At 48.2% G+C, this 14914-nt stretch carries 15 protein-coding genes; 8 read left to right on the forward strand and 7 right to left on the reverse strand.

All coding sequences use genetic code 11. The annotated features are described in order from the left end of the window. Positions 1-14 precede the first annotated feature (14 nt). Entirely contained in the window at positions 15-635 is a 621-nt protein-coding gene (locus tag L0156_12305) for a tetratricopeptide repeat protein (protein ID MCI0603782.1), read from the reverse strand. Positions 636-745: 110 nt separating this feature from the next. Here L0156_12305 and L0156_12310 point away from each other — a divergent pair, with 110 nt between their 5' ends. Beyond that, the gene (locus L0156_12310; GenBank protein ID MCI0603783.1) at positions 746-1666 is read left to right on the forward strand and encodes a VWA domain-containing protein; all 921 of its coding nucleotides are present in this window, start codon (positions 746-748) and stop codon (positions 1664-1666) included. 105 nt (positions 1667-1771) lie between these two features. Here the strand turns inward: L0156_12310 and L0156_12315 are convergent, their stop codons facing one another. Continuing rightward, positions 1772-2254: an acyl-CoA thioesterase gene (locus tag L0156_12315; GenBank protein MCI0603784.1), complete on the reverse strand. Its 483-nt coding sequence runs from the start codon at positions 2252-2254 to the stop codon at positions 1772-1774. A gap of 62 nt (positions 2255-2316) precedes the next feature. Between L0156_12315 and ftsH the strand changes: the two genes are divergently transcribed. Further along, positions 2317-4194 carry an ATP-dependent zinc metalloprotease FtsH gene (gene ftsH, locus L0156_12320; GenBank protein ID MCI0603785.1) on the forward strand — a complete coding sequence of 626 codons (1878 nt, stop codon included), beginning with the start codon at positions 2317-2319 and terminating at the stop codon, positions 4192-4194. A gap of 6 nt (positions 4195-4200) precedes the next feature. On the opposite strand, the gene L0156_12325 is transcribed toward ftsH, so the two are convergent. Next, entirely contained in the window at positions 4201-4635 is a 435-nt protein-coding gene (locus tag L0156_12325; GenBank protein ID MCI0603786.1) for a hypothetical protein, read from the reverse strand. 199 nt (positions 4636-4834) lie between these two features. On the opposite strand from L0156_12325, the gene L0156_12330 reads away from it, so the two are divergent. Next, on the forward strand, positions 4835-5716 hold the full coding sequence (locus L0156_12330; protein MCI0603787.1) for a diguanylate cyclase: 882 nt from the start codon (positions 4835-4837) through the stop codon (positions 5714-5716). Positions 5717-5815: 99 nt separating this feature from the next. Beyond that, positions 5816-7402, forward strand: a complete 1587-nt coding sequence (locus tag L0156_12335) for an MFS transporter (GenBank protein MCI0603788.1) — start codon at positions 5816-5818, stop codon at positions 7400-7402. Positions 7403-7425: 23 nt separating this feature from the next. Here the strand turns inward: L0156_12335 and L0156_12340 are convergent, their stop codons facing one another. Both L0156_12340 and L0156_12345 read right to left on the reverse strand, forming a co-directional pair. Further along, a complete protein-coding gene (locus L0156_12340) occupies positions 7426-8055 on the reverse strand; it encodes a glyoxalase/bleomycin resistance/extradiol dioxygenase family protein (protein MCI0603789.1) in 630 nt (209 codons plus the stop codon). Between the two features lie 24 nt (positions 8056-8079). Next, a complete protein-coding gene (locus tag L0156_12345) occupies positions 8080-8856 on the reverse strand; it encodes a protein phosphatase 2C domain-containing protein (GenBank protein ID MCI0603790.1) in 777 nt (258 codons plus the stop codon). 167 nt (positions 8857-9023) lie between these two features. Here L0156_12345 and L0156_12350 point away from each other — a divergent pair, with 167 nt between their 5' ends. The 4 genes from L0156_12350 to L0156_12365 all read left to right on the forward strand — a co-directional run bounded on the left by L0156_12350 (position 9024) and on the right by L0156_12365 (position 13989). Next, positions 9024-10751 (forward strand): M48 family metalloprotease, encoded by a 1728-nt coding sequence (locus tag L0156_12350; protein ID MCI0603791.1) that lies wholly within the window; start codon positions 9024-9026, stop codon positions 10749-10751. Between the two features lie 71 nt (positions 10752-10822). Continuing rightward, positions 10823-11593 carry a cyclase family protein gene (locus L0156_12355; protein MCI0603792.1) on the forward strand — a complete coding sequence of 257 codons (771 nt, stop codon included), beginning with the start codon at positions 10823-10825 and terminating at the stop codon, positions 11591-11593. 109 nt (positions 11594-11702) lie between these two features. Beyond that, complete coding sequence (locus tag L0156_12360; protein MCI0603793.1) at positions 11703-12989, forward strand: MFS transporter; 1287 nt, start codon at positions 11703-11705, stop codon at positions 12987-12989. Positions 12990-13023: 34 nt separating this feature from the next. Next, positions 13024-13989, forward strand: coding sequence for a 4-hydroxy-3-methylbut-2-enyl diphosphate reductase (locus L0156_12365; protein ID MCI0603794.1), 966 nt, complete (start codon positions 13024-13026; stop codon positions 13987-13989). Positions 13990-14010: 21 nt separating this feature from the next. On the opposite strand, the gene L0156_12370 is transcribed toward L0156_12365, so the two are convergent. Further along, a complete protein-coding gene (locus tag L0156_12370) occupies positions 14011-14334 on the reverse strand; it encodes an RNA-binding protein (GenBank protein MCI0603795.1) in 324 nt (107 codons plus the stop codon). 243 nt (positions 14335-14577) lie between these two features. Continuing rightward, positions 14578-14914, reverse strand: a 337-nt coding sequence (locus L0156_12375; GenBank protein MCI0603796.1) for a hypothetical protein, incomplete at its 5' end; no start/stop codon positions are given.

Here is a 14914-nt window from a genome sequence, read left to right on the forward strand (position 1 = left end):
AATTTGCAATATTCTTATGATTTCTCGGTGCGTAATTTCGTGATAGCTTGCTTAAGCATGGGAACTTCGGGATGATTCGGATAAAAGGTAATCACTTTTTCCCACATCTCGGCGGCCCCGGCCCGGTCCCCGAGGCTCATACGCGCAATTCCCAGATTCATCAATGACTGCAGGTGCTTGGGATTAATAGACAAGGACTTGTTGTACAGGTCGATCGCCTTCTGGTATTCGCCCATCCACATATGAGAAGTCCCAAGATCTGTAATCAAATCGATATTGGAAGGATCACGCACGAGGGCTTTTTCATACCACTGGATTGCTTCGTAATAGTTCTTAAGATCAAAGTTAAGATTCGCAATAGAGACTGTGGCTTCCTGGTTGTTCGGATCTTTCTTCAAGATCTCCTGTTGTTCCGCGATCCGGGATTTCAACGCAGATTCATCGATCGGAGGATGCCCATCCGGAAGCTGTCCTTGTTCCTGGGGCGCTGTACTCTGATTTGAGGATGTTGTCATTTCTTGAGGCCCAGGCGCGGACACAACCTGTCTAGGACCATTCGAATTTGCTATCAAAACTCCAAGGATCACGCCGATTACCATGCCTGCAAGAGCAAAAATCAGATTATCTTTTGACATTTCCAGTTCTCTTCCGTTGAGGAGTATAACACCACAATGAGCATCGTATTTTATGATATTCTTTTCAAGTATTCCAAATCCCTGGTCCCGGGAGGTCCCTCACACCCCTGATGAAGAGAGTCCTATTCATTCCCGTTTTCATCTTCTGTACAGTCATTTCCTGGAGTCAGCAAGTGCAGGAAACCGTCAGAGTAGATCTGGTCAATGTGTATCTATCGGCAACGGATTCCAAAGGACACTTCATCACCGATTTAAAACCAGATGAGCTGATCCTCAAAGAAAATGGAACAGCTCAGAGCATCACTCATTTTTCGAACTTCGCCAACGAGCAAAGCGACAAGCTCGGAGAAAAAGATGTTCCTCTCACGTTGGCACTTGTTATCGATAAAAGTGAGAGCATGTCTTCAGAAGTACAGGGGACCAACAAGCTGGACATCGTCAAAAATGCCGCTTTCCGTCTACTCGATGAGCTCAGGGCCAATGATCGCATGACACTGATTTCATTCAATGACATGCCGGCTGAAGAGACGGCGCTGATTTCTGATAAGAAAAAAATCAGCACCGCTATTCTTTTCCAGAGCGTGGAGGGTGGATATACCGCTCTTCTGGATTCCATTTACTTTGCCATGGATAAACTCAAAGGCCAGCAGGGTAGAAAAATCATTGTTGTTTTTTCGGACGGGGAAGACACTTCGAGCAAACTCAGATTGGATGAGGTGATTTCCAATCTTGTGGCTTCCGATGTTACTGTTCTCGCATTTGGCACGATGTCTCTCGGCAATAACCCGCTGAGGGGACGGTACATCCTGGAGAAACTTGCGGAAGCCAGTGGTGGTTATGCATTTTTTCCAACAAGTCTACGCTCACTGAATGATGTGATGGAAAAGTTGCGAGCAGGAATGCGCAGTCAATATTCACTCGGCTACAAACCCATGACCAGGAGAAACGTTGTGGCGTGGCGTGAAATCGACATCACATGCAAGCGTCCCGGCGTGAAGTTGCGCTACCGCAAAGGCTACAATGCAAGCTAGCTAGCATAGCTCTTAACGCAGAGGCGCAGAGAACGCAAAGAAAAAAATAATAAAATAAAATCTCTCTGCGGTCTCTGCGTGCTCTGCGGCTCTGCGTTAAAATTCCTACTTCTTCCTCGCGGCGCGTTCAAGGACGCGGATTTCCCGGCGCTTTCCTGCTTGTTCAAAACGTCGCTTTTCCTCACCCGTTTCAGGAAGAATCGGAGGAATCTGCACTGGCTTACCGGTTTTATCAATCGAAACGTATGTCAGATAGGCGCTTGCCGTGTGGCGATGCTCGCCGGTTAGGGGGTTTTCAGCCGTTACTTTGACTCCCACTTCGAGGGAGGTCCGAGCCACGAAATTTACAGAGGCCTGAAAAATGAGGATTTCTCCGACGTAGGCGGGACTCAAGAAATCCAACTTGTCCATCGAAGCCGTCACAACACTGTTTCGACAATGGCGCATTGCGGAAACAGACCCGATAATATCAATGAGTTGCATGACTCTGCCCCCAAAGACATTTCCATGCGGATTGGCGTCGTTGGGAAAAACGATTTCGATTGCTTCTACCTGCGAGTTCTTAACTGTTTTGATGGACTCTTCCATGAAAATCCTCCGTCGGAGATGTTTTGCAGTATGACAAACTCCATATTATATTTAGAGTCGATATGACAACACAAAACAGGAACCAGCAGAAGCCAAAACAGCCGGAAAGCCGGTTCCAGCAGATTTTCCGGAATTCGTTCTTTCCTGGAATTTTCATTCTCATCATCCTTTATCTCCTTTTTACAGGGATAAATCCTCCCGGCAATGAAATCTCGTACGCCCATTTCAAGAACTCAGTAAAAGAAGGGCGTGTCAAGTCTGCAATCATCTCCAAGAACACCATCGAAGGAGATTTGATCGACTCAACGGGCAAGAAGGTTCGATACACTACGGTCGTGATCGAGGATCCCCAATTGATAGGCCTGCTTGAATCGAAGGGAGTTGATTACCGCGGTGAATATCGAAATTCGGGTTTAATGCAATTTCTGTTCACATGGATTCCGCTTTTCATACTTCTGATTCTTTTCTGGGGATACATTTTCCGGCGGCTGGGCGGAGCCAGTGAACAGGTAATTTCGTTTGGAAAGAACCGGGCAAAAATGTATACGGAGACCGAAGAGAAAATCACGTTTAATGAAGTCGCCGGAGTGGATGAAGCAAAAGTTGAGATGATGGAGCTTGTGGAATTCCTGAAGAATCCCGGCAAATTCCAGAGACTTGGCGGCAAGCTCCCGAAAGGTGTTCTGCTCGTAGGACCTCCCGGAACGGGAAAGACGCTACTTGCGCGAGCGACTGCCGGAGAAGCAAATGTGCCCTTTTTGAGCTTAAGCGGTTCCGATTTCGTGGAAATGTTTGTTGGTGTTGGCGCGGCTCGAGTGCGTGATTTGTTTGATCGCGCGCAAAAGAAAGCGCCCTGCATCATTTTCATCGATGAAATTGATGCGATCGGACGCCATCGTGGAGCGGGTGGAATGATTGGCGCTCACGATGAGCGGGAACAGACATTGAATCAGTTGTTGTCCGAAATGGACGGTTTCGATGCGCGAAAAGGTGTAATTATTCTTGCAGCAACAAATAGACCGGATGTTCTGGATACTGCGTTGCTGCGTCCCGGACGTTTTGACCGCCAGATCGTGGTGGATGCTCCTGATTTGAAAGGACGACTCGCAATTCTGAGAGTGCACACTAAGAACTTGCGGCTCGCTCCGGACGTGGATTTGGATATTATTGCGCAACGGACTCCGGGGTTCGTCGGCGCAGATCTGGCCAACATCTGCAACGAAGCCGCTTTGCTCGCCGCTCGCCGGAATAAAGATGCCATTGAAACCATTGATCTGGAGGACGCCATCGACAGGGTGCTTGCCGGACCGGAGAAAAGGAGTCGTCTGATCAACGTGCGGGAAAAAAGAATTGTTGCCGTTCATGAATCCGGTCACGCTCTGATAGCGCTTCTTTTGCCAAACACCGATCCCGTGACACGCGTCTCTATTATCCCCAGAGGTTTTGCGGCGCTCGGTTACACATTGCAGACACCGAAAGAAGACAAGTATTTGATCACCAAAACAGAGATTCTCAGTCGTATCAAAGTGATGCTGGGTGGCCGCGCAGCAGAAGACCTCATTTTTCATGAAGCTTCAACGGGCGCGCAAAATGATCTCCAAAAAGCAACTGAGTTTGCGCGCAGTATGATCATTGAATATGGCATGTCCGAACGACTGGGATTGATCAGTATTCCCGACTCAGATGGCGGACCCTACCTGCAAAAGAGATTTTACGGCGGTCCTTCCGTTTCCAGCGAAACTGGAAGAGAAATTGAGCTGGAGATAAAAGCAATTCTGGATCGTCTTTACCGCGATACGATCGAATTGCTCCGGCAGAATAAGAGAAAGCTTGAAGATCTGGCGGAAGCCCTGTTAGAAAAAGAAACTTTAGAAAAACAGGAGCTGAACCGGATTATTGCCAAACTGGAGCTGCCGGTTCCAAACGTGGCCGTAGTTTAAACAGGCCTACTTTTTGAAAAGCGCATCAAAAGCTTTTCGCGCGTCTTGAGGAGTAGAATTCGCTTCAAACGTGCGTTCCACGAACACTGCAGGGCCAAAAAATGTGCAGCGGTTGCGCGCATCTTTGGGTGAAACGCGAGCGCTGATCGGCTTGGAACATTCCCACCGCGCGCTCGTTTTGAAGAATGAACAATTCGTGCAGGTGTGAAGATCCGCCCCGCAATTTTCACATGTGGATTCAAATTCCACCACGTCAGCGACAACTGACCTGACCTTCCCACACCGTGCGCAGCGAATGCCGGATCGCGCCGTTCCTCCATCACGCATGCCGTAACGTTTCATTCCGGAATGCTTGGATGAAGGCCTTTGCTGGCGATCCTTTCGAGGCTCCTCTTTGTATTCTTCCATGTAACCGCGTTGCTTATACTTCCTTTCGTCCATTTCGCTTCCTATGGAGTTTTCTTAACCAGTAAAATCTTTACTTTTTTGAATCTATATAGAGGTGGTCGAACCGGTTTACTACAATAGTAGTAGAATCGGCCGCGCCGGTCAAGCCATATTAATGTTCAAGGGTTCAAGAGGTTCAACACTTTCAACACTTTTGTAATACAATACCATCAAATCCGGGAGAGAGGGGTAGATGCAAAGAAAACCCAGGATACTGATTCTGGATGATGATCCATCTTTGACAGACCTTCTTTCCGAGATCATGAAAGAGGAAGGCTATGAAGTCATGGCCTCCAACTCACCGAAAGACGTTCTTTTTCTTGCCAGACAGTTTTTACCCGACGTTCTTTTGCTGGACATCATGATGCCGGAACTGGATGGATTCGATGTTTGCGAGTTCTTCAAGCGGGATGCCCATCTGAAATTTACTCGAATCATTGTCCTGACCGCGCGCGATGACCGCGAATGCCGGGTTCGGTGTTACAAAGCGGGAGCCGATTTGTTCCTTTCTAAACCATTCGAAGTGGATGAGCTCCGGCAGATTGTCTCCAATCATGCGGAGTCCAAGCTGGCGCGTGAACGCATACTTCAAGAGCTTCAAAATCTCACTTTGATGGACCGCGTTACCAATTCCTATAACCGGCACTACATGGAAAAACGAGTCTCGGAAGAGCTGAAACGGATGCAGCGTTTCAGACGCCCCATTGGGCTGATTCTTGTTCATCTGGATAATTTCAAGTCGATTAACGTGCACTACGGCTACTCCTTTGGAAACGAAGTATTGAAAGATGTATGCGAAGCAATGCGTCAGGAGCTTCGCGAATTCGATTTACTCGCGCGCTACAACGAAGATTCTTTTTTGATTCTGCTTCCGGAAACCTCTGAACAGGGCACCAAAGCAGTTGCTTCACGGGTGCGCGAAGTTATTGTCTCACTGGTTTTCTTGAAAAAACGAAAATTGACTTTGCAGCCTGCTGTTTATTCCATGTCGTTTGAAAAAGGCACAAAACCAGAAGACGTGATTGAAGAGCTGGATCAAAGACTCAACGAACTCCCTGACGCAAAAAAATCATAGCTCTTTTAAAACAGAAGATCGCAAAGGACGCGAAGATAAAAATATTAAAATTCTTTGCGTGCTTTGCGTTCTTCTGTTCAATCTTATATATATTCGTAAATGGCTGAGAGACCATCTACCTTTCGAAGTCTTTCCCTTGCGCTTCGATCCTGGCGCACAGCATCCGTAGTTCTTCTATCTTTTTCCTCCGGACTTCCCCTGGGACTCGTATGGATTGCGATACCGGATTGGCTGCGCGATTCCGGCATGGACATAAGGTTGGTCGGATTGATCACGCTGGCTCAAGCGCCCTGGTCTTTCAAGTTTCTTTGGTCGCCCTTGATGGATCGCTATGTTCCACCGTGGCTTGGTCGGCGTCGTGGTTGGATGGCAATAGCGCAGGTTGCGCTTTTTGCCCTGACTCTCTCTCTTGCAGGACTTGGCGATCACCCTGATACTCCGTGGGTGATTGGCGCACTCGCTTTCGCGATCGCTTTTGCATCGGCGAGTCAGGATATTGCGATCGATGCGTATGCTGTAGATGTTCTTCGACCCGAGGAACAGGGAGTGGCGGCAGGCGCTCGCATCGCCGTTTATCGCGCGGCGATGTATGTGGCTGGAGCTATGAGCATCACACTCGCAGGATATTTTTCCTGGCCCGCTGTGAATGCCGTGCTGGCATTTCTTTATTTGCCGATGTTGCTCATCACTCTAAAAGCTCCCGAACCAGAAGAGAAAGTAAAACCTCCAGCGAGTTTAAAAGAGGCGGTCTGGTATCCTTTTCTGGGATTTCTCTCCCGCCACCGCGCGTTGGAAATACTTGCGTTCGTGGTTTGCTATAAACTCGCAGACAATCTTGCAACCGCGCTTCTGCGGCCCTTCCTGGTGGATATGGGTTACAGCGATCTTGATCGCGGACTTGCGCTCGGCACTGTCGGACTAACCGCAACCCTTGCAGGCACGTTCTTAGGAGGTATTCTAACTACAACTCTTGGACTCGGTCACTCCCTATGGTTTTTTGGATTTCTGCAAATCATTTCAAATATTGGCTACGTACTCGTCTCCATTTCAGACGTAAACAGACCGCTGATGTATGGCGCAATGGGATTTGAGACTTTCACCCAGGGGCTTGGAACAGGAGCATTTTCGGTTTTGCTTTTGCGAATGACACAAAAAAGATTTTCTGCCACGCAGTATGCATTGTTTTCCAGTTTATTCGGGCTTCCACGAATCCTTGCAGGACCATTGACAGGTTTTATGGTGGATGCAATCGGCTGGACGATATTTTTCTGGAGTTCCATGGCTTTTGGAATTCCCGGGATGGTATTGCTTTCGCGATTTGTGCCCTTCGGCACAAAAGAACCAGCATTCGAAGTGCTTCCGCCATCGGAACCCAAACCACTTCACTCTTCGGCGCTGGCATTAAGAGGTCTTATCGGAGGAGTAGTCGGATTCTTTTTTGCATCCGGATTCCTTGCCTTGATGGGAGCGTTGAAGAAAATGCGCGCAAAACCACCATCATCCTTTGATCCATGGGGTGAATTTCTTGCGATTTTTCAGCCGGCTATCCCCGGTGCATGGATCACTCTGGGCGGAGTTTTCATTTTTGCGGTGATTGTAGGTCTCTTCACCGCAGCAGTTTATGCCGCTCGTTCAGGCCACGGCTTGCAGGCTGATCAAAGTAGCGCGGGCGTCACGCCTGCGTGACCTGCGCAGACGGGACGTCCGCGCTACGGCATGTGCATTTCTTCCGGAGAAATATCTTTTACGTGAGTCGCCAGCATCCAGGAATGTCCTTGTGGATCGACCAGGATACAACAACGATCTCCCCAGAATTCGTCCCGCGGTTGCTGAACTATTGTTGCGCCTGCACTGCCCGCGCGTGAAGCCACTTCATCCACATTTTCCACATACGTATAGAGAATAACCGGTGACTGCCCTTCCGGCGCGCCCATCTGTTGATTGGCCGGGCCCATCATGAGAACGGATCCGTTGTGCAGCATTTCCGCGTGCACGATCTTTCCATCCGGGCCTGGCATGCTCATGCGCAACTCGAATCCGAATACAGTTTGATAAAAAGCTATTGCCTGTGAACAGTCACGTACTGTAAGAAATGCATTAATCCACTGATACCCGGGAGCCTTTGCTTTGTGCAAGAGCGGCGCTGCCGCCTGCGACACAGCACTCTTTAACTGCGATGTCTTCGCCTTCACTGTTTTGGTTACAGCCTTGGCAGCATGAGTCACTTTGGATTTAACTCTTGCTACGATCCTTTTCGTTTTTGCCTTCGCCTTTGCTCTAGCCTTTGCAACCGGTTTCTTCTTCGCTTTGACTTTTACCTTAGTCTGTCTTTTTGCCATTACTTCCTCCTTCACTCAGCACTATTATATCGGACGAGGCATTTCTACGGTTATGACACCAATGTTATCAGCTGGATTCTCCACATCTACAATGATCACGGTAATGTTATCCTTTCCGCCTTCGGACCGCGCGCGAGCAATCAGCTCCTGGCAAGCTCTTTCCGGATACATTGGCTTTCGAAGGATCTCGCACATCCTTTTGTGATCAAGCGCTCCCCATAAACCGTCACTGCAAAGCAGGAGTCTTTCCTTTGCTTTTACCGGAAACTGCGTGATGTTTGCATCCACTTTGGATTTTGTTCCGATCGATTTCACAAGAACATTCTTCATGTTGTGCGAACGGGCTTTTTCCGGAAGCAAGTAACCTCGTTTGATCAATGCGGCAACAGGTGTGTCGTCGACTGTCATTTGCGAGAGTGTGTTTTCGAAATAAAGATACGCGCGTGAATCTCCGGCATGAGCAAGGTAACAATTTTCTTCATGCAGGATCCCGGCAATGAGTGAACAACCCATGCCTGTCAGTTTTTCCGACGATTTTCCGCGTTTATAGATTTCTGCTGAAGCTGCGCCAAAAGCTTCCTGCAAAGCATCAATCAGATCGAAGTTTTTGAGTTTGCGGTCTACTGCCGCTGACAGACGCTCGGCAACAATCTTGACGGCCAGATTGGCTGCAACCTCACCCGCCCTATGACCTCCCAGTCCGTCAGCTAGAATGAATATGGCCCGATCCATATCGAACCAGTACGCATCTTCATTCTTCGTGCGAACCAGACCGATGTCCGAAAGTCCAGCGATTCGCATCTTTGCGGCACTATTTTACCATTTTGTATGGTACTCGCCTGCATTTTAACCGCCAAGACGCCAAGTCGCCAAGATTTTGAATTAAAGCTTTTTTCCCTTGGCGTGCTTGGCGCCTTGGCGGTTCATAATCGTCTTTCCTTTATATACCGAAGTCTTATATTAGTGATATGAAGAAGGTCGCTCTATTTCTATCTATTCAACTTTTCCTATCGGTCCCTGGTTGGCCGGCCGCTACGCAATCGGCTCCCAGTGCAACGCCAAAGGATTTTGAAAAAGGGCTGCGAGTTGCACTGGAGGCGACGCGCGAACTGGGACTTGTCGAGGATGCTGAAAAAGTAAAACGGCTGAACGACATCGCATACCGTGTTGCAAACCGGGCGGCGCCTGAAATGCCCCATCTCTCTTTCCGGATCGTGAAGATGGAAGAGCCAAATGCGTTCGCTCTTCCCGGCGGATTTATTTTTATCACAACCGGAATGCTTGATCTGGATCTGACGGATGAGGAACTCGCCGCTCTGATTGGACATGAAATCATTCACGTCAAGAATGACCATTTCCGCAGAATGTCCAAACGGCAAACGTTGATGAATCTTCTGTATCAGGCGCTCGTGATTGGAATTGCAGTAGGGATTCGCGATAACAGCGGCGGTTACGATCCGGTAACCGGATACGAAAGACAATCCAATAAAGCGGAGGTTCTGCAGGGTGTGGCGGGGTTCGGACTCATTTTTCAGGAGCTGCTATTGCGCGGATTTGGTCGGGAGCTGGAGCTGGAAGCGGATGAAGCTGGTATGCGAGCGGCAGCCGGAGCCGGATTTTCGCCGCAAGGCGCAAGTCAATTATTTGAAAAAATGCGCAGAAAGATCTATGAAGCGCCCGGGTATGGTTACTGGCGGACGCATCCCTATCTTGAGGATCGTGTTGGAATCTCCCGCGTTCTGGCGGCCACCATCGACCTTTCAAAAAACCCGGCTGATCCATCAGAATACAGATTGAAAACGCAGGAAAATTTTCTGGAATTCATCAAAAGTGAAAAAGAAGAACAGGGAAAAACTGAATTGCGACGCATGGCGTTAAACGCCTTGCCCAAGGGGAAGAGAGCGCAGGAGCTCCGTGTGTGGTTCATTCAACAAGCTGAGGCAAAGGAGTTCAGCAAAGAAAACTTTTTCCGGGATTACGGAAAACTGTTGGAAGTTTATGAGACGAATTTGAAAGAAATCCAGCAGGATGAACCGGACGCCACTCTTCTTGCAAGCCTCAAACAAAACATTGAGAAGATGAAGAAAGAGAAAGAAACGGTTTTGTCACTTTATGAAGAAGTTCTCGCCAAACAAGCCTTCGATACACAAATGCTGGAGCGGTTTCTGAGCAATTTTCCGGACAATTCCCGCGTCCCGGAAGTGCAATTTCAATTGGCTGAGAACTACCGCATTTTGAACAAAAGCTCTCAGGCAGTAGAACTTCATTTGAAGCTACTGGAAAAAGATTCGCAATGGAAAAACAAAGCAAAAGAGCGTCTTCAACAATTGATTCCGCGTCTCGAAGATCTCGCGTCCTCTCATAAACTCTCCACCCAGACAAAGGATGCCGCAATCGCTAAACTTGCTTCTGAACGGATGAAATCAATTGCCTCCTCATTTAAAACTCTCCAAAATGGATACGAATTTCGTAGAAGTTTTCCCGGCAGCCAGCTCGACAAAGAGGTTGTCAAACGCATGAATGTACTCGCTGAAGATGCGTTAAAACAGGGCAAACTCTACCAGGCTGTCGGCGAATACCAGAAAGCGCTCGATCAATACAGCATGATCCTTCGCTATGGATCCGATCTGCCGGTCGCCGATCAGGTGCGTGACACCCTTGTGGATTTTCAAGAGCTGAAGTCCGTCCGAGGGTAGTTGCAGACGCGACGCCCGCGGTCCATAATGCAGGCGAGGACGCCTGTGGTCCCTATCTTTGTGGAGGGGTTATGTTTCGAATCTTCATACTACTTCTCTTTTTCTGTGCTTCTCTTTCCGCGGCGGAACTGAAAGCAAAAAAGATTCTCGATCTGACCTATTCATTCAATGAGCAGACCATTTACTGGCCCACTTCAAAATCCTTTCAACATGAAAAAACGTCATGGGGCAAAACAGAAGCAGGTTATTTCTACAGCAGCGCGAACATTTCCGGATCCGAACATGGCGGCACCCACCTGGATGCGCCGATTCATTTTGCTGAAAAAGGATGGACAAGCGATCAGGTTCCGATCGAACGTTTTGTGGGACCCGCGGTCGTAATCGACATCTCTACAAAATGTGCCGGCAATGCGGACTACACACTTACTGTAAAAGATATTCAAGAATGGGAAAAGAAAAACGGAAATATTCCTGCTGATTCAATTTTGCTTCTGCGGACCGGCTGGGGCAAATTTTGGCCGGACAAAAAGAAGTATCTGGGAGATGACAAGCCGGGCTATGCGAGCAATCTTCATTTTCCAGCTTTTTCCAAAGAAGCAGCTGAGTTTTTGGCAAAACAACGCAAGATAAAGGGAGCCGGACTCGACACAGCCAGTCTGGATCCCGGTACTTCCAAGGACTTCATTGTTCATCAGATTTTTAACGGCGCTAATATTTACGGTCTGGAGAACGTCGCAAATCTGGATCAAGTACCGGTAAAAGGCGCATTTCTGATCGCACTCCCCATGAAAATCGAAAACGGAACCGGCGGTCCGGTGAGGATCATAGCCCTCGTAGATTAATCGTGGATCGTAATCGTAATCATAATCTTGATCTTTTTTCGATCATGATTAAGAACGCGATTATGATCAAGAGCACAATCAAGATCACGATTACGATCCACGATTAACTATGTGGAAAGGCATACAGAATAAACGGGAAATTCTTTCCTGGTGTTTTTTTGATTTTGCAAATTCCGCATTCACAACAATCATCATCACGATTGTCTATTCGGTTTATTTCCGTAACATCATCGCAGCCGGCCGAACAGACGGAGACCGCCTGTGGGCCATCGGCAATACGGTGTCGCAAACACTTGTTTTGCTCTCCGCGCCGTTGCTCGGCGCAATTGCAGATTTTTCCGCCGCCAAAAAGAAATTTCTGTTTCTGAGTTACATCCTTTGTGTGACCTTCACTGCTTTACTCACATTTACCGGACCCGGACAAATTCTTCTTGCGCTTTGTATTTTCATCGTCGCAAATTTTGCTTTTTCCAGTGGTGAAAATTTTATCGCCAGCTTCCTTCCTGAAATCTCAAAACCGGAACATATGGGCAAGATTTCCGGTTTTGGATGGGCGCTCGGCTACATCGGAGGGCTCACCTCTTTGCTATTTTGCTTTCCCTATTTAAAGGGAGGATTTGGTCCGGAGAATGCAGAAAACCTGCGAATGACAAACCTTGTGGTCGCTGTTTTTTTCCTTTTGGCCGGCATTCCTACGTTTCTCTGGGTTCGTGAACGAAAAAAAGCAAGTGATCTGCCACCCGGTACCTCTTACATATCGGCAGGATTTTCACGTATACGCGATACATTCGCTCATCTGCGCCGTTTTCGCGAGCTCTTCAAGTTCCTTGTTCTCTTTGGTATTTACAATTGTGGTGTCACGACCGTTGTTGTTTTTGCCGCGATTTATGCAGTCGAAACCATCAAACTAACCGCAGGTGAATTCCTGATTTTCTTTTTAATCACCCAAATCTCCGCTTCGCTTGGTGCTTTCCTGTTTGGTTTGGCGCAAGACCGGATCGGTCCCAAGAATACCATTTATGCGACGCTGACTGTCTGGATCGCAACCATCATAGGTGCGTACTTTTCCAAAGACAAGACAACCTTTTTCATCGTCGGCAATCTCGCCGGCCTGGGAATAGGATCGAGCCAATCGGCAGCAAGAGCCCTTGTGGGTCTTTTTTCTCCTATAGAAAAATCAGCGGAATTTTTTGGCTTTTGGGGCTTGTTCTGGAAACTTTCGACTGCCATTGGTCCGCTCGTATTTGGACTCCTTTCGAGTGGAACCGGCGATCAGCGTATTGCAATCCTCGTTACAGGTCTGTTTTTTGTATTCGGACTGATCGGGCTCGGCTTCATCAATGAGAAAGCCGGTATAGAGGCTGCGCGTTCGTACAGTAGCACTACGACCACCTGACACATATAATAACCCTTGAACTTTTGAGCCTTTCATGAGCAAGCAAATCCTACTGGCAAGTCCTCGCGGTTTTTGCGCAGGCGTGGTCCGCGCAATTGACATTGTGAATCTTGCGCTCGAAGTTTACGGAACTCCCCTGTACGTATTGAACGAGATCGTTCATAACGCCCATGTCGTGAAAGATTTTCGCAACAAAGGAGTTGAATTTGTTCGCACTTTAGATGATGTTCCTGCAGGTTGCCGTGTTATTTTCAGTGCCCATGGTATCTCGCCCGAAATCCGAAAACGCGCCGTGGCGCGAGAGTTGAAAACGATCGATGCAACCTGTCCGCTCGTTACCAAGGTGCATCTGGAAGCACTTCGCTATAAACGGCAGAACTACACAATCATTTTAATCGGCCATGAGCATCATGAAGAAGTGGTGGGAACGATGGGAGAAGCACCGGATCACATCAAGCTTGTCGGTTCATCAGAAGAAGTAGACCAGCTGGATCTGCCGGCAAATGCCAGGATCGCATACTTAACTCAAACAACTCTGAGTCTGGACGATACGCGCGAAATCATCGAACGGCTCCGGCTACGCTATCCTCAAATCGAAGGCCCGAATGTAAATGATATTTGTTACGCAACTCAAAACCGTCAAAACGCCGTTCAACATTTGTCCCGTACCGCGCAAGTCATTCTTGTAATCGGTTCCGCAAACAGTTCGAATTCCAACCGGCTTGTTGAAGTCGCGGAAAAAGCGGGCGCGCAGGCCTACCTCATCAATGATACCCACAGGATCAATCCTGCGTGGCTTGAGAATGTGGAGTCTGTGGGTATTACGGCCGGTGCATCCACTCCGGAGTTTCTTGTAAACGAAGTGATCCAATACTTAGGTCAATTCGGTTACAAAGAGGTTCAGGAAGTGCAAACGGTTGACGAAGATGTACACTTCGCGCTCCCTCCCGAACTAGAAAAAACATTAGCCGGCAGACCTACAGAGCAGATGCGTGATTAGCTCACGCTGGCCAACGAATCCTTAGCTTCGAAAACCGCCTCTCCGCTGTTGATTGAACCGCGGACGGTTTCTGTTATCGCCCGACGAATTCCGGGTTTCTTTCGGCCGGGATTCGTTGACAACGATTGTGCGGCCCCCAAGTTGCGTCCCATTCAAACGATTGATCGCCTCAGCAGCCTGTTCTTCTGTAGCCATTTCTACAAAACCAAAACCGCGAGACTGATTTGTGAATTTATCCCGAACAATAGTCGCAGAGAGTACTTGCCCGCATTGCGAAAAAAGCTGTTCGACTTCCTCCTGCTGAGTACTATACGGCAATCCACCAACAAAAAGCTTCTTTTGCATATTTACTCCGAGGTCCCTGAGGAAAGTCTCTCACACGCAAGTCTGCCGCGCATCACGAAACGGCCATTCCGGGGAACAGACTGATTGCGAACAGCGGAAGAATGAAGGAGGAGGGTCTTTCCAACAAGAGGTTGAATTTCCGTTAACACAAGCTTGAGCTTACGCTCATGACAATCATATTGGAGTCAGAAATCTATTGCAAGATGTAAAATGAACCGCCAAGCCGCCAAAGCGCCAAGTTTTTTATCGATAAATTTTTTCGTTTCCCGGGGCTATATTGCTCGCCATTGCATCTCGTAATTCCTCGAGCTCCTCATTTGAGAGGCCTTGCAGATAAGCCTTAAAGTCATCTTCAGCGAGGGGCCGGACTTTATTGCTGAACAGCTTTTTGAAGTCTTCCAGGGAAAGACAGGGCAATGAATACATTTCGTTTCCGCTGATTTCTATCCATCGGGAAAATTTCGGGAAAATGATCCGAAAAGAATCATCACGCATGTCTCGCACTTCTACAAACATTTTTCGATATGGACCTTCGTTCACGCCAACATTATACACGAGACGGAAATTCCAAATAACAAAT

The organism is bacterium (assembly GCA_022616075.1).
Taxonomy (GTDB): Bacteria; Acidobacteriota; HRBIN11; order JAKEFK01; family JAKEFK01; genus JAKEFK01.

Bases quoted from the DNA above. Each gene is read 5' to 3' on its own strand.
- L0156_12305 (MCI0603782.1), bottom strand. From the start codon at position 635: ATGTCAAAAGATAATCTGATTTTTGCTCTTGCAGGCATGGTAATCGGC.
- L0156_12310 (MCI0603783.1), top strand. From the start codon at position 746: ATGAAGAGAGTCCTATTCATTCCCGTTTTCATCTTCTGTACAGTCATT.
- L0156_12315 (MCI0603784.1), bottom strand. From the start codon at position 2,254: ATGGAAGAGTCCATCAAAACAGTTAAGAACTCGCAGGTAGAAGCAATC.
- ftsH (MCI0603785.1), top strand. From the start codon at position 2,317: ATGACAACACAAAACAGGAACCAGCAGAAGCCAAAACAGCCGGAAAGC.
- L0156_12325 (MCI0603786.1), bottom strand. From the start codon at position 4,635: ATGGACGAAAGGAAGTATAAGCAACGCGGTTACATGGAAGAATACAAA.
- L0156_12330 (MCI0603787.1), top strand. From the start codon at position 4,835: ATGCAAAGAAAACCCAGGATACTGATTCTGGATGATGATCCATCTTTG.
- L0156_12335 (MCI0603788.1), top strand. From the start codon at position 5,816: ATGGCTGAGAGACCATCTACCTTTCGAAGTCTTTCCCTTGCGCTTCGA.
- L0156_12340 (MCI0603789.1), bottom strand. From the start codon at position 8,055: ATGGCAAAAAGACAGACTAAGGTAAAAGTCAAAGCGAAGAAGAAACCG.
- L0156_12345 (MCI0603790.1), bottom strand. From the start codon at position 8,856: ATGCGAATCGCTGGACTTTCGGACATCGGTCTGGTTCGCACGAAGAAT.
- L0156_12350 (MCI0603791.1), top strand. From the start codon at position 9,024: ATGAAGAAGGTCGCTCTATTTCTATCTATTCAACTTTTCCTATCGGTC.
- L0156_12355 (MCI0603792.1), top strand. From the start codon at position 10,823: ATGTTTCGAATCTTCATACTACTTCTCTTTTTCTGTGCTTCTCTTTCC.
- L0156_12360 (MCI0603793.1), top strand. From the start codon at position 11,703: ATGTGGAAAGGCATACAGAATAAACGGGAAATTCTTTCCTGGTGTTTT.
- L0156_12365 (MCI0603794.1), top strand. From the start codon at position 13,024: ATGAGCAAGCAAATCCTACTGGCAAGTCCTCGCGGTTTTTGCGCAGGC.
- L0156_12370 (MCI0603795.1), bottom strand. From the start codon at position 14,334: ATGCAAAAGAAGCTTTTTGTTGGTGGATTGCCGTATAGTACTCAGCAG.